The sequence below is a fragment of the Microcoleus sp. AS-A8 genome, from assembly GCA_039962225.1.
Taxonomy (GTDB): domain Bacteria; phylum Cyanobacteriota; class Cyanobacteriia; order Cyanobacteriales; family Coleofasciculaceae; genus Allocoleopsis.
Map to the genome: position 1 here is coordinate 1 of JAMPKV010000013.1, position 20,296 is coordinate 20,296.

Consider the following 20,296-nt stretch of genomic DNA (forward strand, 5'->3'; position numbering starts at 1 on the left):
CACCGCTAGAAATTGTGAAACAATATATTAACGGTCAACAAAAACCATCCTGACCGCCATTCATCCCCGCCCTAACTTCGCTTCGCTGCGTTTGAGGAAGGGGAATTCTGACGAAAGAAGGTTAAATCCAGGAGCGGAACCACATCCGGAGTTGATAATTGGGCATCGGTAGAGGAAGACCCAAATAGATAGGTAACCAGAAAACAAACGCCGCAACAACGACACACAGAATCGTTAGGCTTGCACTTTTATACTGAGTTTGGTCACTGCGTAGCCAGCGATCCACCAACCAAGCCAGTGCTAAGCCGGAAAAAACTGAGGCTCCCATGTAATGGTAGAGAAATGTGCAGCGCGTCACTTTCACCCAAGGCAATAAATTGGCCAGCCAACCCAGAACCAGGAAGAGTGCAATCCAGGTGGAGGACGTTAGAGAAAATTTCCACCCGTCTCCTGCGATAAAGCGTTGAGCCAAACGGCACAACAGCCATAAGATGGCCGCCGTTGAGAGCCACCACAAAAAAGGATTGCCAATCGCGTGAACATCATAAACATATTTCCCAGTTCCCGCCGGTAAGGGGGGATAGGCGGGGACTTGCTCGATCGGGTTACGAGCGGTTTGATAAAAGTAGGCCACTGGACGCCACATCAACAGCCAACTGAACCATCGAGAACAGTAAGGATGAACTTTGGGGCCATCCCCAATTTTTTCGTGAAAGGTCAAAATATCATGCTGCGCTTGCCAGAACCCAGGCTCTGGATTCATTTGTAGATGCGGAATCCACAACAGGCTGTAAGTCAAAACGGGAATGATTGCCAAATTCCAGACAAACTGGACAAGCTTTAACTGGGTGAGGTTTTGCAGGGGAGTTCTCACTCCTTCTGAATCCTGTAAAGGCGATACTTCTGTGTCTTCCCGAAAGCCAGCGTGGGGGGGGAGAAACTTTTTAGATCGTTCCCTGGCTCGTTTTAACAGCCACCGCATCCACTGCATCACCCAAGCCGCCGCCCAAATCATATAAACGCCCATCAGGAACCATAATCCGTTCCACTTGATGCAAGCTGATGCCCCAAAAAACACACCCGATAGGGCAAGATTGAGCCAACGTCGCTGTTTTTGTGCCAAGGCTTTGAGAAAAAACAACTGACCCAATAACCCCAGGATGACTAAATAGACGTTGTTCAGGGCGTAGCGAGACTCAACCAGGAACAGGCCGTCGGTGGCTGCAAATAGCGCGGCAATCAAAGCAAAACTCTTACGTCGATTGAGTGCATAAGCCAGTGCCCCCACCACTAAGGGAATAAAGGAACCGGTTAAGGCATTCAGCCAACGGTAACTCCAAGAGGTACGTAGGGAACCCGTCAAACTGTTGAGGTTATCTTGCCCGATGGGAAGGTGAGTGCCAATCCACATGCCAATGGCGATAATGTACTGGCTCAAGGGGGGATGAGCATTAAAGAAATGCGTCCCTGTCAAGTAGTTGTTAGCAAACTTAGCGTAATAAACCTCATCAAACACCAGAGTATTAAATCGACCCAGTCCCCAAAAGCGCAGGGCAACTGAGCAGATAAAGATAGCGCTCATGCCGAGGCCAAACCAAGGGATAGACGAGTTGGATAGCTTTTTAGACCAAGTCATAAAACCCTGCTTTTTAGCTCAAAGCTGTTGAAGGAAATGTGTCGCCTCATTCCAAACGTTTCTTCCTGAGACCTTAATCTTAGGTTTAGAGTGTGTTGGGCTACAGCCATGAGTAATAGTGAAATCAATCAGTTGAGTCATCGCGAAGCCAATTCGAGTCCCGATCCGTCTGGTCAACCACCCCCTACTGGGTGGCAAGGTGCGATCGCCCGGTTCTTCAAATTTCAAGAATACCGGACAACGATCCGCACAGAAGTCTTGGCAGGTATTACCACCTTTATGACGATGGCATATATTTTGGCAGTTAATCCGAGCATTTTGTCGAATGCCATTTTTTTGCAACAGCCACAGGATTTGTTCGGGGAACTGGTCATTGCTACGGCCATATCGGCGGCGATCGCATCCCTACTAATGGGCGTGGTGTCTAATTACCCCTTTGCTATGGCTCCTGGAATGGGACTGAATGCCTTTTTTGCCTTCTCCATCGTCAAGGGACTGGGAATTAGTTGGCGCGTTGCCCTGACGGCGGTGTTACTGGAGGGACTCTTGACCATTGCTCTAACGGTATCCAATGTTCGCACCTACGTTGTCAATGCGGTTCCAGAATGCCTCAAACAAGCAACCGCTGCGGGAATTGGCTTGTTTCTGGCCTACATCGCCTTATCTGGCGATCCCAAGACGGGAGGTGCGGGTCTAATTGTTGCTAATCCAGCGACGAAAACCGCTTTGGGCGACTTGAGTCAACCACCAACTTGGATGGCAATGACAGGGATTCTCATTACCTGTGCATTAGTTGCTCGACGCATCAAAGGAGCGCTGCTATGGGGAATTTTAGCCACTGCCTTACTGGGATGGATTCTCGGCATCGCACCCTCGCCTCAGGCAATTATCGCTTTCCCCCAGTGGCCTGGGGATTTACTGGGACAATCTGTGATCGGACTCGGTCAACTCGGCTCAACGAATCTGTGGGATTTACTAGCCATCGTCTTTGTTTTGGCGTTTGTGGATTTATTCGATACGGTTGGCACCTTGTCGGGAATCGGTATCCAAGGGGGATATATTGACGAAAAGGGTGAACTCCCTCGTGTTGGTAAAACGCTGATTGCCGATGCCTGTGGTACCACAATTGGAGCTGTACTTGGAACTTCGCCCGTCACCACCTATATTGAGTCAGCCGCAGGAGTCGCCGAGGGGGGACGCACGGGATTTACCTCTGTCATTGTCGCGGCCTTATTCATGCTTTCGGTGTTTTTTATCCCCGTGCTAGCTGCCGTTCCTGCCTTTGCTACGGCACCAGCGCTGATTATTGTGGGTGTTTTGATGGCAGGGAATGTTCGGCTGATTCGTTGGGATGACCCGGCAGAGTCGATTCCCTCATTTTTGACCATCCTGATGATGCCATTGACGTACTCGATCGCGGAAGGTTTAGCGATCGGGTTTATTACTTACCCTTTAATTAAGACTTTTCAGGGCAAAACCCATGAAACCTCTGTTGCCGTATGGGTTCTGGCTGGAATTTTTGTCTTGCGATTTGTGATGATGGCGTTGAAATTTGGCGGCTAATTCGATTTTGGATTTTGGATATTGGATTTTGGATTCTAAGCTTGAGAGTGTTGGCAAAGCTTGGAGATTCAGGCCATGGAAATTAGGGTAATGAGCTTCAATTTGCGCTATGACAAGCCTGATCCCGGTGACCATGCCTGGAAGGTGCGGAAACAGGCCGTGGCAGCATTGATTACCCATTATTCACCGGATATTATTGGCACCCAAGAAGGACAAGCCCACCAGTTGCTGGACTTACATCGGTTGCTGCCGGATTACCAGAGTGTTGGGAGCGATCGCACGGGAACCGATACGGGTGAGTATTGTGCTATCTTCTACCGAACTGAGCGGCTCAGGTGCCTAAGGATGCAGGATTTTGTTTTGAGCGATACCCCGGAAATCCCAGGGAGTATTAGCCCAGCTTGGGGCAATCCCATCCCGCGCATGGCTAGCTGGGCTGAATTTGCCGTTGCGGGGGAAGCCAGAACGATAACTCTTTTAAATACTCATCTCGACTACAAAAGTGTTCAGGCACGAGAATTAGGGGTAAAGCTGATCCGCGATCGGCTTTGCCGGTGCGCGGAGCGCAATCGCATCAGGCGTTCAGAGTTGGCTGAGTCTTATCTGTTCCTCACGGGTGACTTTAACGCTGATCCGGGCACGGTTCCCAGGGAGATGTTGAAATCTCCTTTATCCAATGGTGTCACCCTGCACGACGCCTTGACGGGTATTGAATTAGAGCATCAACTCAGCTTTCACGACTTCACGGGTAAAGCAAGCGCTGCTATTGATACGATTTATTATGACAGCCGCATTAGTTTGCAAAATGTATGCATCGACGCTGAGCAATGGCTGGGACTTTGGCCTTCCGATCACTTTCCGGTCGTTGCCAATTTTGTCTCTACAGAACTCAACCCTGACATACAGAGGAATAATAAGGATTAAAAGGATTGGAGCAGATGCCAAAAACGGTTCTCCCACCCTTGCAGTGCATAACCCCTATTTTCAGGTTAGTGAGGTCATCGACGTAGTCCCATGAAGGAATCCATCAGCAAGCTTCCTCGCCAGCTCAGTATTGGGTTAATCTTCCCGCTCCTTTTTCTCAATGGCTGGCTTCTGCTTCTGTTGGTTCAGATGCTACAGCCTTTGCCCAGCATTTTAATTACAGCTACCCTGATTGCATTTTTGCTCGATTACCCCATTCGCTTCCTCCACGAACGTGGAGTCAATCGAGGCATAGCGATGGGAGTAGTAGTCCTATTATTTTTGATGATTTTAGTCACTTTAGGACTGTTCTTGGTGCCAATCATTCTGCAACAGGCCAATGAATTGTTGACTCGCCTACCCGATTGGCTGAAGTCGGGTCAACAGCAACTGCAAAGCCTAGAAACTTGGGCGATCGCTCAACAGTTACCGATTGATTTGAGTGGCACTTATAGTCAGATCATTGAACGAATAACGAGTCTACTGCGCTCTCTAACCAGTCAAGTCTTCAGTTTGATCTTTAATACCATTGGCAGTATCGTCAATGTTTTCTTGACACTGGTGTTTTCTTTCTTCCTGGTTTGGAGAGGGGAACGATTGTGGAATGGCATCCTCAGCTGGTTTCCGGATCAGTGGGATCAGCTCATCCGTCAATCCCTGCCCTACAATTTCGAGCGGTTTATTGCCGGTCAAGTCATTCTGGCGGTAATCATCAGTATTGCTCAGACAACAGCTCAGTTGATTTTGGGTGTGCCTTTAGCTCAACTCTTTGGCTTCGGTATCGGAGCCGCGAGTCTGATTCCCTTTGGTGGCACTACAGCTATTGTGATCGTGAGCTTGCTCCTAGCACTGAATAACTTTTGGTTAGGGGTTAAAGTTTTGGTAATAGCAGTCGTGATTAATCAAATCGTCGAGAATGTTTTGGGCCCGCGTATTGTTGGCGAACTAACCGGATTGAATCCCGTATGGATGCTAATTTCTCTGGATATTGGAGTTAAAACTGGAGGCGTTTTAGGATTGCTGGTAGCCGTGCCAATTGCGAGTTTTATCAAAGTAACCTTTGATACGATTCGCTCTTCCACACTCACGATCCAAATTGTATCGAGTACAGCAGAAATTCCTCCGACTCCTCAAGAGAATGAGCAATCCCCATATTCAGCCCGTAAATAAGAAGTTTGGCGGCGGCATTGGTCGGTTTCAAAACTATCTTCTACTCAGCGGGTCGCCATCCATTGCATCACATTAAACTGTTCGGTAAAAATTGATGAAAGGGAGCGATCGCTTCCCTTTCCTTTCAAACTATGCAAATCACAAAACAGCCATACTACATTGCAGAGGCATAGCTTGCACTAGAAGAGGCGGCTGATACCCTCCGTTTCGATAACCCTCTTATTCCACAAAGAAGGGGGGTTGAATCAGAGGGGAATTCGATTAATTTTGAGGATGTTGGTTGAAGCTGATATCTATCTTGAATATGGGCAATCGATAATGGGAAAAATGTTCCAATTACCGATTACCATCCTTTGTCGTTTTCACGAATTCAGGCGAGACTCAACCCCCCTATGAGAACTAGTCAATAATTTGTGGGCTGGGAGGTTGGGCATTGACATCTGCCTGAGACAAGTTAGGAATTGTCCAATTGGTTTCACCCGCTTTAAACACATGAGCAGGAGCCACATTCAATTCAATTGCACCCGTCGCAGGATTTGTTCTGACAATCGACTGAGTTCCGTCTACAAACTTGACGGCAAGGGGTTCCGTCAACGCTTGTGCTTCCGCAGTGGGGCCGAGCACAACCTGAGTTCCCGCAGGTAGATAATATCCATCGCAATCCCAATCATCATCCGTTTCCTCACCCGCCGCCAGGTAGTAGAGTTGTGTCGGAGATTTCTTTGGCTTGTTGGCATACACAGCCAGTGTCCCGGTGGTTTCGTTATGGCACTGCGCCCGCTTTCGAGCCGTTTCGATCACGTATTTCTGCTGTTGCAACTGGCTGAGCCTTTGCTGATAAGCTTCGGGCGTGTAACCCGCTTGTTCTGGATTGTCCTTAGCTTGCACTAATTGATTGATGGCTTGCGTGACTTCTGCGTAATCCGTTCCTTTCGTGAAGTCCTTACCTGCCCAAGAGGGAGGGGCAATAATCAGGTTGACCAGAAGCACAATCGCGACGAGAGCAATTTTGAGAAATTTCATGGAATACTCCTTGTTTTGAGATTACTGGACATTCCAACTAAAAATGTGAGGCAAAAGTTGGAAATAAGCTTCAAACTTAAGTGAGATATGAGCGAAGGAAACATCGTTAGGGAACCCCATACCGCTTGTCTACTTCAGAACTTTGAAAACTGGTGTTTGGGCTTGTAGCGTTTGACTAATCGTTGTTACTAGCTTCAACAGGTAAAGACCACTGATTACGAGCGTCAGTACTGCCAATCCGGGATTTTCTAAAGTGCGGCTATCAACGAGAATTAACGTGCCCAAACTAATGAGTACAAAGGGCACCAGATAATTGCCGTAACGAGTGAGATTGTCTGCGATCGCAGGAACTTGAGTCAATCTGTAGGCGGCAAAACACCACACACCCACCAGTGAGAAAAACACAGCGAGAATGATTGCTAGATTTTGCCAATTGCAGCTTGCAAACAGCGGCATGTAGATTCCAATGTTATCACCGCCATTAGCAAAGGTTACCGCTGCCACACTATACGCTTGGGGTGAGATGAAGCTGCTAAACCAAGAAGGCTGCGCTGGTGTTTCGTCTGGTTCAGCATCATTTTCTTCAGCGGAATTCACTAAGCGGCTGAGGCCGATTGCAATGGGAACCAATCCTAACAGGCCAATATAGGGACGCGGCAACAACAAACTACCAAAGAAACTGGGAAGGCTGGCTGCAACTAGAGCGGCAAAGCCAAGATACTGTCCGGCAACGATGTGGCGTTTGCGAAAGATGGCATTGACCTGGGAAAAGAACAACATCAGAATCAAAATGTCATCCAGGTTGGTTGCCGTGAAGGCGGTAAAGCCCGTTGAAATTGCCGTCAGAAATCCATTCATTTCAGTTCATGCTCCAAATTCTGTTGTGCCTAAAGTCCGGACTTTTGGGCGACGCTGTAACAATCCTGTGTAGAGTGTGAGAAATGTCTTGAAGGGAATGCTTCTCACAACTTCCTCTTTGATTTACGTATAACTGAAGGATTGCTGATCAGTCACGAGACTACTAAAGGCGTTAAGAGTATTTTTAGTTGTTGACCGTTAATTCGACATCATCCAGATTCTTGCCAGATTCTTGACAAAATTCACGAAGCGTGTTTCTTAGAGTGGGTATTGAGAACAGGCATCGTTGCAATCTTGTGGGAGTGATGCTCAAACTCATTCATGGAGTGAGTGGGTACCAACACAACTTTAACTTCGCTGGTGGCTTGCTGTTGCTTAATTAACACAGTTAGTTCATCTAGTTTTTTGGCATACTGAGCATCCAACTTTTCGTGCAGCAATTCGAGGTTTTGAGCCGCTTGTAAAGTCACTTGGTAATTGTGATTGGCGCTTTCCCGGTCTTCTTCAGACTGGCGATTCTGGCTCATCAAGACAACCGGAGCCGTGTAGGCAGAGGCAAACGAGAACACCAAGTTTAGCAGAATAAAGGGAGACTCATCCCAGTGAGGCACTCCGGGCATCAGATTTAAGCCAACCCATCCAGTCAGAATCGTTGATTGTCCAATCAGAAACGCCCAAGAACCCACTTTAGTTGCCATTTTGTCTGCCACTTTTTGACCAAAGGTTAAGGGCTTCTTCTCAGGGGGTTTAATTTTTCCAGCTTGTGGCTGTTTCAGAACGACAGGGGCTTGTTGCGATTCGTTGATACCGGGTTGAGTAGATGGAGCTGAGTTCATGGGTTACCTCTTGGAATTTCAAATTCGTCTAATGCCTTTATCAGAGTGCGCTCCTGCATCTCTTCTATTGGTGCTGCACTCCTTATAGTTTCACAGTACGTGGCTTAACCAATAAGAGCAAATAGTTTTTATTGTCGAATTAATAACTTGAAGTGATTGATTAGGTCAAGCGTTATGCTCTGGACTTTTCAAAGCCTGCTACCCCTAACAGCATTGCTGGGATTTGCGGCTCCTTTCAATCCCAGTAAAGAACTGTTCCCTGTTCCCCCTTTAATAAACTGAGTTTATCCATTCGACAAAAAAGAGTATTTGCTCTGATAAGCCGTGATTAATAGGATGAACTAATGTTTCTGTAATGAATTCTTGTCAAGCCGGAACGGCACTCTGGAGGAAAGACAGAAGCCCATTCAAAAACCATTTGTGGTTATCACAGGAGAAAGATATGAAGAGTCTGTTCAAAATTGCGCTCGTTTTACTTGTATTTGTGGTGAATCTAGCGATCGCCCAACCCTCTCTAGCCGATCGACCCAAGGTATCCAAAAATCCTGACTATATTCAGGTGACAAAAACGCTGAACGGTTTATCAGCACTCCAGGAAACTCAGGATGTCACTCCAGAAGTGCAACAGCGAATTGACGAGTTGACCTTGCAAAAAGCCGCGATCGAGTCGGGTGTCACCTGGGGACAATGCAGTAATGAAACCGGGAACACTATCGCCATCTTGGGTCCCGCCTCTGAGGAATCGAAGACTGGTGATAACAGTCTCTACTTCCTGGCAGACGGTGAGACAACTCCTGAAGGCTGGGATTGCCAGGGAATTTACCTACCGAGTGGCATCAACGTTGCAGGCATTGAGTCAACACCTGCCACATTTACAATTCTGGATGGTACCCGTTTAATCGCCCGCCTTAATTCTGATACCTCTGCGATTGAGTTTAATGTTCCAGCACTCAAGTCTTCTCAGGAGAATAAGCTGACAATTCCCAACGTATCGCAGGCATTTATTGAATCTCGCATTCCCAGTACGTTCTCAGCCGTGGAAGTTGACGATTAATCGGATGGGTACAGGTGGGTTGACGCGATGATTTAACGAATTGACCTGCAAGCTCTTCGGGTCAACTCACCGTACAAAGAATGGAAAGCTATTGAATCGGACAATAACAATGATTGGAGTGCTGTTTGCTTGGGGATTCTCAAGACGAACAGAGGCTCAAATGTCAGCTCATTCGCCCACATTTTTAGTAGAGCCAGCCACGTTCAATCACTTTGATTAACTCCCTCATCGTTACTCACTCATTAGGCATTTTGGACTATGGATTCTTTAATTGGGTCAGTAGATTCGCAGACTGTGTTAGTAGTTGCGGCGATCGCCGTGTCCCTCTTGCTGGTTACGCTGCTGGTTAGAATCTTAAAAGCTGGTTTAGGGTTGATTTTGACGATTTTGGCGCTGGTGGTGGGATTGCAGTACGTTTTTGGCATCACCCCCGGACAGTTGTGGAGTGAGATCAGAAATTTACCCCAAGATGCACTCCAACTGGTGAACAGCCTCGACTTGAATTCTCTAATGTCTAGCTTCAATGGCTGAGTACAGGATTCAATCACTTCTAGTTATTCATTTAACAAAAAAGACTATTTGATTCTATGAGGTAAGCCTCATAAAGTGAAATTAAGCCAATTCCAGTTCATCTAAGCATCTAAGGCTATTTCAATGCAGCTAACGTTCAATCCTCCTACAAAGAGTGCCTCACCCTCCCAACAAACTGCCACAAAACGTCGTTCTGATCGCGTTCGAGATCATCTTGCGAATGAGCGCACGTATTTAGCCTGGATGCGGAGTGCAATCTCGTTAATGGGATTTGGCATCGTGATTGTGCGGATTCGGATGTTTCAACCGCCTCTGATGCCATCAACTGGAATGAGTTGGAAACTTGGGTTAGCTTTTGCAGTAGTAGGACTGTTGACCGTGTGGCTCTCCACGCAACACTATTTTGGAGTACGGCGTGATATTGACGAAGATACGTATGAACCGTCTGATCGCTGGGTAAAGCTATTCAGTTTGGCCGTCCTGCTCTTAGGCACAGGCATCATCTACTACGTTTTTGCGGCTCCTGGGCAACTGATAGCGGGTGCGATGTTTGAGTAATGTCTTGCTATGGCAATGATTGGCTAAGGGTATAGGTGATGATATCCTCTCCAGTCAACCAATGCCTCATCAGGAATATTACCAGCCATTGAGAGTTGGCGACGATATCATGACGAATGAACCTCTGCTTAGCGCCCTCTAACCCGTCGCAACTTCGATGAACGTCAATCGCACGCCCCTTCCCCAACCCACCTCACCCACCTTTGGGCGACCAGAACTCCTTGCCCCAGCAGGACATTGGGATTGTGCCAAAGCGGCTGTCGAAAATGGTGCAGATGCCATTTACTTCGGTTTGGAGCGGTTTAATGCGCGGATGCGGGCGCAAAATATTACGGAGGCAGAGTTACCGCGATTGATGGAATTCCTGCACCGTCGGGGTGTGAAAGGTTATGTCACCCTGAATACGTTGGTCTTTCCTCAGGAACTCGCAGAAGCAGAGCAATATCTCCATACCATTATTGCGGCGGGTGTGGATGCGGTCATTGTTCAGGATGTGGGAATTTGCCGCCTAATTCGTCATCTCTCACCCGATTTTCCCATTCATGCCTCCACGCAGATGACCATCACCAGTGCGGCTGGGGTGGAATTTGCCCAATCCCTGGGTTGTGAGTTGGTTGTCCTAGCGCGAGAATGCTCTCTGCCAGAAATCAACAAAATCAAGACGCAGATTGCACAACAAAATATCTCACTTCCCCTAGAAGTTTTTGTTCACGGTGCCTTGTGCGTGGCCTATTCCGGTCAATGTTTGACCAGTGAATCCCTAGGGGGACGTTCTGCCAACCGAGGAGAATGTGCCCAAGCTTGCCGGATGCCCTATGAGCTGATTAGTGATGGGAAAGAGGTCGATTTGGGGAATTGCAAATACCTACTGAGTCCCCAAGATTTGGCAGGGTTAGAGGTACTCCCAGATTTGGTCAAGGCGGGGGTAAGTTGTTTGAAAATCGAAGGTCGTCTCAAAACTCCAGAATACGTCGCTAATGTGACCCGTGTGTATCGCCAAGCGCTGGATCGGGTGATGATGGAGTTGGTGAAAGATGATACAACAACTTCGATCCCCCCGACGCCCCCTGCAAAAGGGGGGAACAGGAAAGCCCCCCTTGTTAAGGCAGGTTGGGGGGATCTATCCAACCCGCATCAAGTTACCGACCAAGAACGCTACAACCTAGAAATGGCCTTTTCGCGGGGACTCTATCCAGGCTGGTTTCGTGGGATTAATAATCAGGAATTGGTTCATGCCCGTTTTGGCAAAAAACGCGGGGTTTATCTGGGCGAAGTGACTCGCATCCATAAAGATCAAGTCACAGTGCAATGTAGGGGCATGGCAATGCCATGCCCTATCAAACCTGGGGATGGAGTGGTTTTCGACGGCGGTCACCCGGAAGCCAAGGAGGAAGGCGGTCGAGTCTATGCCGTAGAAAAACGCGGTCAGGAGGTTGTTTTGACCTTTGGACGACGTGACCTAAACCTGCGCCAGGTACATGTGGGGGATAAGCTGTGGAAAACCAGCGACCCAGAACTGGATCGGCAACTGCGCCAGAGTTTTGCTGGAGAGAATCCCCAATTTCAGCGTCCTATTCAGGTTGAAGTTTATGGTGAAGTGGGTCAGCCCCTAATTGCCATTGCTCGTGACGAACTGGGTCATGTTGTCCAAGTAGAGTCCTCTGTGCCCCTCGAAACGGCTCATACCAAACCCCTGACCACAGAACGCTTGCAGGAACAATTGGGTCGTCTCGGCAATACTCCTTTATGTTTGGGTAACTTGACAAATCACCTGAAATGTGAAGCAATGCTGCCCGTGAGTGAGTTGAACCGAATGCGGCGCGACCTGGTGACGCAGTTGGAAGCGTTGAGAGCGCAACCCAAGCGCTGGCAACTCAACTCAAGCGCTTCCCTTCAAGACTTACTTCCCTCCCCCTGTACTCAAAATTCCCTTTCCCCTTCTCTCATCGTGTTGGTGCGGAACCTGAAGCAATTGCAAGCCGCACTCCAAGCAGGCATTGAAACCCTCTACTGCGAATTTGAAGACCCTCGTGCCTACCGAAAAGCCGTACAGTTAGTGCGTGACGGGCAGAGTGTCCCGGATCAAACCATCTGGGTTGCACCCCCTCGCATTACGAAACCTGGAGAGAACTATATTTTGCAACAAGTCCGCTCTTGTGAAGCGGATGGCTATTTAGTGCGAAACTATGACCATCTTCAGTTCTTCGCCGCAGACCGTTGTATTGGGGATTTCTCTCTCAACGTTGCCAATCCCTTAACAGCCGATTATTTTAAGCAACAATTTGGACTGGAACGGCTCACGGCATCTTACGATTTGAACATCAACCAACTCGAAGACTTACTCACCCTTTGCCCTGCTCACTGGTTCGAGGTGACTATCCATCAACATATGCCGATGTTCCACATGGAGCATTGTGTGTTCTGCGCCTTCCTCTCGACGGGGACAGACTACACCAACTGTGGACGCCCTTGCGAGAAGCATGAGGTGAAATTGCGGGATCGGGTGGGTACGGAACATATCCTGCAAGCGGATGCAGGCTGTCGCAATACCGTGTTTAACGGTACCGCCCAAACTGGGGCAGAATATGTGCAACATCTGATAGAACTGGGTGTTCGCGACTTCCGGCTTGAATTCCTGAATGAAACACCACAGCAAGTAACTCAAACGATTCAGCGCTACCGCCAACTGCTGCAAGGGGAGATTACAGGTTCCCAACTCTGGCGACAACTCAAGCTACAAAATCAGCTTGGTGTTACTCGTGGGCCTTTGGGACGACCGACATCTGTGATCCACTGAGCCAGGAGATGGGTAGGAGGAGTAGGGCTCACCCCCACGATTCAAGCTTGGAAATATTTCTGATTTTTCGGAGTCGTGGTTCTTTAAAGCCTTCGCCTTCCCTTCGTCCCATGTTCTTGTCTGGAATTAGCTCCAGGGGTAAGGTGCGATCTGTTTCCTGCGTGCGTTGACATTTGACTCACGCCGCTCCTTATTTGAAAAATTTTTTAACAATCTTACGAAAGATAGTGGCACTTTCCTCATAATATGGGTTGTATTTGCTAGCGTGGATTGGCAATACTTGACATATAACAATATTTATAGTATGGATGCCATTTTGCGAATTGGCGATCGCACGATTACAGCAGAAGAAATTCTTCCCCTGTTGGCAGGATATCAACTGCTCGCCCCATTACTGCGCGAACTGATCATTGATCAGGCGATTAGGGAGATCGACTGCACACCTGAAGAGGCCGCCCAAGCCCGTAAGCAGTTCTTTGAGCAAAATCAAATTACGAGTGAAGAAGCTCATCAAGCATGGATGCAGCAGCGTAAAATGACGCCCGAACAACTCGAAACCTTAGCAATTCGGGGGGTAAAGATTGAAAAGTTCAAACAAACCACTTGGGGGAACAAACTAGAATCCTATTTCCTCAGCCGCAAGGGTCAATTGGATCGGGTGATATATTCTCTGATTCGCTCTCAAGATCAAGGGATTATCCAAGAACTCTTTTTCCGAGTCCAAGAAGGAGAACAGTCTTTTGCTGACTTAGCACGAGAGTATTCCCAAGGGCCTGAGGCAGAAACCGGCGGATTGATAGGCCCTGTTGAGCTCAGTACGCCACATCCTGCGATCGCCCAAATCCTGCGTTTAAGTAAACCCGGTCAACTTGCCCCACCCACACGGCTGGGAGAATGGTTAGTGATTGTACGCTTAGAAAAGTTTATTCCAGCTCAGCTCGATGCTCCCATGCGTCAGCGGTTGCTGAATGAGTGTTTTTCAACATGGCTGACTGAACAACTGAACCAGCAGTTAGCCGTTTTGAATGAGTCCTCAATGGTTTAATCTCCGTGAAAACTGGGGCGATCAATCAAGCTTACAGCCCAAAAATTTTGTCCTGAGATTAAGAAAAATTACGCCAATAAATCTTGATTTTAAATAGTCTAAGTTAACAGATAAGGATTGACTCCTGTTCGGAGCAAAAATCCTCTTGCATAAGTTGTCATACCCAGGGAGATATATAAGATAGCTAGTTAGTTTAAATCGCCCTGGACAAGAGATACCGATCTCCCAACTCAAAGACCCCGGAACATCGATTGCTGCACTCAACCTCCCTGCATCAGGACTAATTTCAAGTGAATTGAAATGACCTATACGACCTCACTACAAGAATTTCTAGCTGGTATCTATCCGTTTGATCAGTTATCCCCCTCAGCACGAGCCAAACTGTCAAGTCAGGGGCAGTTGCTGCGCTATCGCATGGGTCAACCCCTTGTGATCCGGGAGAAAATGCCCCCCCACATTTCCATTCTGTTTCAGGGGCAAGCCCGTCTCCTGGGATACGACCCTCGCGATAGTGCACCCATAACGTTGAAATTATTGCAGCCGGGAGAAGTTATAGGCTGGGTGAGTGTACTCAGGGGCATCCCCTGTGAAACGGCGATCGCCTCCACCGAATCCATTTGTTTCACCCTCAGCATCGCTGATTTTTTGCGCTGGTTGGACTCTGAACCGGTTCTGGCGTCCGCCTTCCGCTCTCGTTGTGCTCTGGTAGAAATTTTCGAGCTTTTAGGAACAGAACTGGCACGACGCGCCGAGACAGAAGCAAATCTCAAAGAACTGGCTCTTCAAACGTTGCCCAATGCCCTCATCCTGAATGTGGCTCAGGGTAAGCAGCTATCCAGCCAACTCGACACCAGTCGGCTATGGATCGTCAGTGGAGGAGCATCAGCAAATGTACCCGTTGGTTCATGCCTCAATTCGCAATCCGTAACAAGCCTCATCGTCAACGGTTCCGGTTCAACTCGCCTAGTGGGAATTCCCTCGGACTTACTCTCCCCTAGTACGCCAACCACACCCGAATTATCAACAAATCTAGGCGAGAGCAGTAGCGTCACGACTCTAGACGACATTCCTTATGCTGATGCTCAAATCGTTACGACCTCAGGCAGCTACCTGTCGGAAGAAAAAGCAGGCAAGCGAAACTATCCCTTTGTTCGCGGCAGAGGTTCCGTTGAGGCAACCTCAGCGTGCTTCCAGATGCTCTCGCAATATTTTGGAATGCCCTTCCGTCGGGATATTATCCGCCGGGTGATTACCACCCAAGAATCGCGTTCTGGCAACCTTTCCCTGATGCACTGTGGTGCGATCGCAGAATTAATGGGACTGAGCGTTCAACTGGTGAACGTCCCAGCAGTAGCGGTGAACCGCCTGCCAACCCCAGCATTGCTTAGTTGGCAAGACAACTTTGCCATCCTCTACGAAAGCAGCGAGCGGGAACTCGTGCTCGCAGTGCCCGAAAGTGGAATTAAGCGCATTAAACCCTCACGTTTCATTGAAGACTGGGGTGATGAAGGGCAAGCGCTCCTACTCAAAGCGACCAAATCAACGCCTCAAGAGCGGTTTGGGCTGAACTGGTTTATCCCGTCGATCATTCGCTATCGCCGAGTTTTGACGGAAGTTCTCATTGCTTCCTTCTTCGTGCAACTGTTTGGTCTGGCTAATCCCTTGATGATCCAGTTGATCATCGACAAGGTGATTGTGCAAAACAGTATCGATACCCTGCACGTCCTAGGGTTCTTGCTGTTTGTGCTGGCGGTTTTTGAAGCCCTGTTAACCAGTCTGCGTACCTACTTATTTGTGGATACAACGAACCGGATTGACATGGCGCTGGGTTCGGAAATTATTGACCACTTGTTGCGCCTGCCTTTGCGCTATTTTGAACGACGACCGGTTGGGGAATTAGCCACCCGGATTGGTGAGCTGGAAAATATTCGTCAGTTTCTGACAGGCACAGCGCTGACTGTGGTGCTAGATGCGGTTTTTTCCGTTGTCTACATCGTCGTTATGTTCATCTACAGTTGGCTGTTGACGTTGGTGACATTGGCGGTGATTCCCTTGTTTGTGGCGCTTACCGTTGTCTTTTCCCCAATTATGCGGCGACAGCTACGCACCAAGGCGGAACGTCAGGCAGAAACTCAATCCTATTTGGTGGAAGTTTTATCCGGAATTTCTACCGTGAAAGCCCAAAATATTGAGTTGCGCGCTCGTTGGAAATGGCAGGAACGCTATGGTCGTTATGTGAGTGATGGATTTAAGAATGTTCTGACTTCAACCGCCGCGAGTTCAGCTAGCAATTTCTTGAACAAACTCTCTGCTTTGCTGGTGCTTTGGGTGGGAGCCTATTTGGTGTTGGATGGGCAATTAAGTTTGGGTCAGTTGATTGCCTTTCGCATTATTTCAGGGTACGTGACTGGTCCCTTGTTGCGGTTAGCCCAAATTTGGCAAAACTTCCAGCAAACCGCACTATCTTTGGAACGCCTCAGTGATATCGTCGATTCTCCCCAAGAAGCGGACGAAACCGATCGCTATAATATAGCCCTCCCGCCAGTACAGGGAACGGTGAAGTATGAGAACCTCTCGTTTCGCTTTGGCACAACTGGCCCTTTGCAGTTGAACAATATCAATATAGAAATTCCTGCGGGTACGTTTGTTGGGATTGTCGGTCAAAGTGGTTCGGGTAAAAGTACTTTAACCAAGCTATTGCCTCGACTGTACGATCCCCTCTCAGGGCGGATTATTGTGGATGGTTACGATATCAATAAGGTAGAACTGTATTCTCTACGGCGTCAAATTGGTATTGTTCCTCAGGAAACCCTGCTGTTTGATGGCACTGTACAAGAAAATATTGCCTTAACCAATCCCGATGCGAGCTCTGAAGAGATTATCGAAGCGGCAAGGGTGGCGGTCGCCCACGACTTTATTATGGAGTTACCGAGTGGCTACAACACACGAGTTGGGGAGCGGGGTTCGGCTTTATCGGGGGGACAACGGCAGCGAATTGCGATCGCCCGGACGATTTTACAAAGCCCCCAACTGCTGATTCTAGATGAAGCAACCAGTGCTTTGGATTACAACACGGAACGGCAGGTGTGTTTGAATTTAGCCCAAGTCTATAAAGGACGCACAGTCTTTTTCATCACCCATCGCCTGACAACGATTCGCAACGCTGACCTGATTTTGATGATGGATCAAGGGGCTGTAGTGGAACAAGGCACTCATGAGCAATTAATGGCTCAAAAAGGTCGCTACTATTGCCTCTACCTCCAACAAGAAGCGCAACTATAACTTCTCCTTACTGAACCAGTGAACTAGCAGGAATTAATAAGAGCAATGAACACACATAACGGGTCTAAACTAGACCAAAACAACAAAATTGCACTCAAGCCTCCTTCCCCTCCCAGCCAATCCATTCCAGTAGCACTCACCCCCGCTAATGGTAATGGTGGAACCTCCAATGGGAATGGGAATGGTAACGGCAAAAGTAACGGCAATCACTCCAAGGGACAGGCCGAATTTGATCAACCTGTCATTCTACGACAACCTCACCATTGGTCACGGGGCATTCTGTGGGCGATTATGGGTGTAACGACCTTTGGAGTGATCTGGGCTAGTTTTGCCAAAATCGAGGAAGCTGTTCCCGCTCAAGGTAAACTGGAGCCACAAGACAAGGTTCAGGATATCCAAGCTCCTGTTGCCGGGGTGGTTAAAGAACTCTATGTGCAGGATGGGCAGTCGGTGAAAAAAGGGGATGTGTTGCTCAGACTTGATCCAACCGCTGATAAAGCTAAACTCGCTTCCCTCAATCAAATCCGTACTAAGTTAGTTCAAGAAAACCAATTTTATCGCTCAGCCCTCCGCAATCCGACTTTTCCGCTTAATCCACCGCCAGAAACCCAAGTGGAACTGTCCTCAGAACTTCCTTCTCTGATTAAAAGTCGAGATGCTTTAGTGGCTGAGAATCAGTTTTATCAAAATCGAATTAATGATAACCCTCAAGGCGCTAACCTCAACTCCGAGCAACGACAACGAATGCGGTTTGCCACAGCAGAACTCAATTCTCGTGTTGCGGCGGCTGAGTCAGAAATTGAACAACTCCAAAAACGGCTCGCTCAGAGCCAATCTCAACTGGCTAATGCTCAAGAGAGGTTGACAACTGAGCAAAAGATTCTTAATGATCTGGAGCCTCTTGTGCGTGTGGGGGGGTTTTCCCGTATTCAGTACACCAAGCAGCAAAGTGAGGTGGGAACAAGAAACGCTGAAGTTCAACAGTTAACGGCTGAAAAATTGCGCCTAGAATTAGATATTGCCCAGGCGAAAGAACAGCTAGAAAATACCAAAGCTCTGACTAAAAAAGAGTTAACCGATCTAATGGCTGGGAATTCCAAGCAAATTAACGACATTGATTCCAGGCTGGACTCCCTTAAACGTCAGTTGAGGGAAACCATTGTCGCTAATGATAAAAAAATTGCGGAAATTGATAGCCAGTTGAAGCAGGCGGAAGTCACTCTCAATTATCAAGAGCTACGTGCGCCTGTTGGCGGGACAGTGTTTGATTTGAAACCTGCTGCTCCCGGTTTTGTCACCAATTCAACAGAACCCATTCTGAAAATTGTTCCTGATGATGTCCTAGTGGCGAAGGTTGATATCACCAATAAAGATATTGGGTTTGTCAAAGTAGGAATGCCTGTTGATGTGAGGATCGACTCGTTTCCTTTTAGTGAGTTTGGGGATGTTAAAGGGGAGTTAGTCGGGATTGGTTCTGATGCTCTACCCCCTGATGAAATTCATCGCTTTTATCGGTTCCCAGCAAAAATCAAGTTAAAGAAACAGTCACTGTTCATTAAGAACCGTAAAGAACCTCTTAAATTGCAAACGGGGATGTCAGTCAGCGTCAATATTCGAGTGCGCGATCGCACAGTGTTGAGCATTTTCACGGATCTATTTTCTTCCAAAGCGGATAGCCTGAAAAACGTTCGTTAGGTTCTTTCCTTTTTGGGAAAAACCTGATAGTATTTTTTGCTACTCTCCTGAGAGTAGCATCTGCGTGTAGCGGGTCAGCAGAAGAAACCTCAGTCTTTCTGCGTAAAGCTTTCGGAAGGGCACTTAACTCCACATCTACGTCCCGTCATACTGTGCCAGTTCCAGGTTCAGGAACTTAAAGGGATCTACCAGGTACACCCAAGGTACCAGAGGAAACTAACCGACAAACAGGGGAAATCGAGTACTGATTACCCCCTTTTTTTGTAAAAACTCAACTTATCGGCAATGGCAAATCCTACAATTTTGGTAACGGGCGGCGCAGGTTACATTGGTTCCCATGCTGTTCTGGCTCTGCGAGAGACGGGCTATGAAGTCGTAATCTTAGACAATTTGGTTTATGGTCATCGCGACATCGTAGAGACGGTACTTAAGGTAGAACTGATCCAAGGTGATATTGCAGACCGGGCACTGCTAGACCAGATCTTTAAAACACGGGAATTTGCGGCTGTGATGCATTTTGCCGCCTATGCCTATGTGGGTGAGTCAGTGGGTCAGCCCGCCAAGTACTATCGCAATAATGTGACAGGTACTCTGACGCTGCTGGAAGCGATGTGTGATGCCGGAATCAAGAACTTTGTGTTTTCATCCACCTGTGCGACTTACGGTGTCCCCGAACAAATTCCGGTTTTGGAAGACCAGCCTCAGCAGCCGATTAATCCCTACGGCATGAGTAAGTTGATGGTGGAGCACATCCTCGATGATTTTGACCGTGCTTATGGTCTACGGTCTGTGCGCTTCCGGTATTTTAACGCGGCGGGTGCTGACCCCCAAGGACGTTTGGGAGAAGATCATAGTCCCGAAACTCACATTCTTCCTCTGGTGCTGTTGACGGCAATGGGCAAGCGGGAGAGTATTTCGATTTATGGCACTGACTACGACACCCCAGATGGGACTTGCCTGCGGGACTACATCCATGTCACTGACCTGGCACAGGCACACATTTTGGGTCTGGAGTACTTACTCAATGGGGGGAGTACGGAGGTGTTTAATTTGGGTAATGGACAAGGATTCTCCATTCGGGAGGTGATTGAAGCAGCCCGTGTTGTTACTAGTCGCCCCATTGCTGTGACTCTGGCTGACCGTCGTCCGGGAGACCCACCCATTCTTGTGGGTAGTGGGGAAAAGGCTAAGCAAGTCTTAGGTTGGAACCCCCAGTATGCCGAGTTAGAAACTATCCTCAAACATGCTTGGCAGTGGCATCAGAAGCGACATGGGGATGCTTAAT

15 protein-coding genes are annotated in these 20,296 nt (G+C 48.2%); 11 read left to right on the forward strand and 4 right to left on the reverse strand.

Annotated features, from left to right (window positions below; all coding sequences use genetic code 11):
• Positions 1 to 121: 121 nt before the first annotated feature.
• On the reverse strand, positions 122 to 1,636 hold the full coding sequence (locus NDI48_20475; GenBank protein ID MEP0833544.1) for a phospholipid carrier-dependent glycosyltransferase: 1,515 nt from the start codon (positions 1,634 to 1,636) through the stop codon (positions 122 to 124).
• A gap of 108 nt (positions 1,637 to 1,744) precedes the next feature.
• On the opposite strand from NDI48_20475, the gene NDI48_20480 reads away from it, so the two are divergent.
• The 3 genes from NDI48_20480 to NDI48_20490 all read left to right on the forward strand — a co-directional run bounded on the left by NDI48_20480 (position 1,745) and on the right by NDI48_20490 (position 5,332).
• Positions 1,745 to 3,199: an NCS2 family permease gene (locus NDI48_20480; protein MEP0833545.1), complete on the forward strand. Its 1,455-nt coding sequence runs from the start codon at positions 1,745 to 1,747 to the stop codon at positions 3,197 to 3,199.
• A 90-nt stretch (positions 3,200 to 3,289) separates the two neighbouring features.
• Positions 3,290 to 4,123 carry an endonuclease/exonuclease/phosphatase family protein gene (locus NDI48_20485; protein MEP0833546.1) on the forward strand — a complete coding sequence of 278 codons (834 nt, stop codon included), beginning with the start codon at positions 3,290 to 3,292 and terminating at the stop codon, positions 4,121 to 4,123.
• Between the two features lie 90 nt (positions 4,124 to 4,213).
• On the forward strand, positions 4,214 to 5,332 hold the full coding sequence (locus NDI48_20490) for an AI-2E family transporter (GenBank protein MEP0833547.1): 1,119 nt from the start codon (positions 4,214 to 4,216) through the stop codon (positions 5,330 to 5,332).
• Between the two features lie 399 nt (positions 5,333 to 5,731).
• On the opposite strand, the gene NDI48_20495 is transcribed toward NDI48_20490, so the two are convergent.
• The 3 genes from NDI48_20495 to NDI48_20505 form a co-directional block, all read right to left on the reverse strand.
• Complete coding sequence (locus NDI48_20495; GenBank protein ID MEP0833548.1) at positions 5,732 to 6,355, reverse strand: hypothetical protein; 624 nt, start codon at positions 6,353 to 6,355, stop codon at positions 5,732 to 5,734.
• A gap of 129 nt (positions 6,356 to 6,484) precedes the next feature.
• Positions 6,485 to 7,213 (reverse strand): cadmium resistance transporter, encoded by a 729-nt coding sequence (locus tag NDI48_20500; protein MEP0833549.1) that lies wholly within the window; start codon positions 7,211 to 7,213, stop codon positions 6,485 to 6,487.
• A gap of 242 nt (positions 7,214 to 7,455) precedes the next feature.
• Positions 7,456 to 8,049, reverse strand: a complete 594-nt coding sequence (locus NDI48_20505; GenBank protein ID MEP0833550.1) for a DUF1003 domain-containing protein — start codon at positions 8,047 to 8,049, stop codon at positions 7,456 to 7,458.
• 442 nt (positions 8,050 to 8,491) lie between these two features.
• On the opposite strand from NDI48_20505, the gene NDI48_20510 reads away from it, so the two are divergent.
• The 8 genes from NDI48_20510 (at position 8,492) to galE (ending at position 20,295) form a co-directional block, all read left to right on the forward strand.
• Positions 8,492 to 9,103, forward strand: coding sequence for a hypothetical protein (locus tag NDI48_20510; GenBank protein MEP0833551.1), 612 nt, complete (start codon positions 8,492 to 8,494; stop codon positions 9,101 to 9,103).
• 258 nt (positions 9,104 to 9,361) lie between these two features.
• Positions 9,362 to 9,634: a hypothetical protein gene (locus tag NDI48_20515; GenBank protein ID MEP0833552.1), complete on the forward strand. Its 273-nt coding sequence runs from the start codon at positions 9,362 to 9,364 to the stop codon at positions 9,632 to 9,634.
• Positions 9,635 to 9,757: 123 nt separating this feature from the next.
• Entirely contained in the window at positions 9,758 to 10,192 is a 435-nt protein-coding gene (locus NDI48_20520; GenBank protein ID MEP0833553.1) for a DUF202 domain-containing protein, read from the forward strand.
• 157 nt (positions 10,193 to 10,349) lie between these two features.
• Complete coding sequence (locus NDI48_20525; protein ID MEP0833554.1) at positions 10,350 to 12,989, forward strand: U32 family peptidase; 2,640 nt, start codon at positions 10,350 to 10,352, stop codon at positions 12,987 to 12,989.
• A 304-nt stretch (positions 12,990 to 13,293) separates the two neighbouring features.
• Positions 13,294 to 14,034 carry a peptidylprolyl isomerase gene (locus NDI48_20530; GenBank protein ID MEP0833555.1) on the forward strand — a complete coding sequence of 247 codons (741 nt, stop codon included), beginning with the start codon at positions 13,294 to 13,296 and terminating at the stop codon, positions 14,032 to 14,034.
• Between the two features lie 300 nt (positions 14,035 to 14,334).
• Positions 14,335 to 17,316 (forward strand): peptidase domain-containing ABC transporter, encoded by a 2,982-nt coding sequence (locus NDI48_20535; GenBank protein ID MEP0833556.1) that lies wholly within the window; start codon positions 14,335 to 14,337, stop codon positions 17,314 to 17,316.
• Between the two features lie 45 nt (positions 17,317 to 17,361).
• Positions 17,362 to 19,011 carry an HlyD family efflux transporter periplasmic adaptor subunit gene (locus NDI48_20540; protein MEP0833557.1) on the forward strand — a complete coding sequence of 550 codons (1,650 nt, stop codon included), beginning with the start codon at positions 17,362 to 17,364 and terminating at the stop codon, positions 19,009 to 19,011.
• Between the two features lie 285 nt (positions 19,012 to 19,296).
• A complete protein-coding gene (gene galE / locus NDI48_20545) occupies positions 19,297 to 20,295 on the forward strand; it encodes a UDP-glucose 4-epimerase GalE (GenBank protein MEP0833558.1) in 999 nt (332 codons plus the stop codon).
• The last annotated feature ends 1 nt before the right edge of the window (position 20,296 follow it).

Bases quoted from the DNA above. Each gene is read 5' to 3' on its own strand.
- NDI48_20475 (MEP0833544.1), bottom strand. From the start codon at position 1,636: ATGACTTGGTCTAAAAAGCTATCCAACTCGTCTATCCCTTGGTTTGGC.
- NDI48_20480 (MEP0833545.1), top strand. From the start codon at position 1,745: ATGAGTAATAGTGAAATCAATCAGTTGAGTCATCGCGAAGCCAATTCG.
- NDI48_20485 (MEP0833546.1), top strand. From the start codon at position 3,290: ATGAGCTTCAATTTGCGCTATGACAAGCCTGATCCCGGTGACCATGCC.
- NDI48_20490 (MEP0833547.1), top strand. From the start codon at position 4,214: ATGAAGGAATCCATCAGCAAGCTTCCTCGCCAGCTCAGTATTGGGTTA.
- NDI48_20495 (MEP0833548.1), bottom strand. From the start codon at position 6,355: ATGAAATTTCTCAAAATTGCTCTCGTCGCGATTGTGCTTCTGGTCAAC.
- NDI48_20500 (MEP0833549.1), bottom strand. From the start codon at position 7,213: ATGAATGGATTTCTGACGGCAATTTCAACGGGCTTTACCGCCTTCACG.
- NDI48_20505 (MEP0833550.1), bottom strand. From the start codon at position 8,049: ATGAACTCAGCTCCATCTACTCAACCCGGTATCAACGAATCGCAACAA.
- NDI48_20510 (MEP0833551.1), top strand. From the start codon at position 8,492: ATGAAGAGTCTGTTCAAAATTGCGCTCGTTTTACTTGTATTTGTGGTG.
- NDI48_20515 (MEP0833552.1), top strand. From the start codon at position 9,362: ATGGATTCTTTAATTGGGTCAGTAGATTCGCAGACTGTGTTAGTAGTT.
- NDI48_20520 (MEP0833553.1), top strand. From the start codon at position 9,758: ATGCAGCTAACGTTCAATCCTCCTACAAAGAGTGCCTCACCCTCCCAA.
- NDI48_20525 (MEP0833554.1), top strand. From the start codon at position 10,350: ATGAACGTCAATCGCACGCCCCTTCCCCAACCCACCTCACCCACCTTT.
- NDI48_20530 (MEP0833555.1), top strand. From the start codon at position 13,294: ATGGATGCCATTTTGCGAATTGGCGATCGCACGATTACAGCAGAAGAA.
- NDI48_20535 (MEP0833556.1), top strand. From the start codon at position 14,335: ATGACCTATACGACCTCACTACAAGAATTTCTAGCTGGTATCTATCCG.
- NDI48_20540 (MEP0833557.1), top strand. From the start codon at position 17,362: ATGAACACACATAACGGGTCTAAACTAGACCAAAACAACAAAATTGCA.
- galE (MEP0833558.1), top strand. From the start codon at position 19,297: ATGGCAAATCCTACAATTTTGGTAACGGGCGGCGCAGGTTACATTGGT.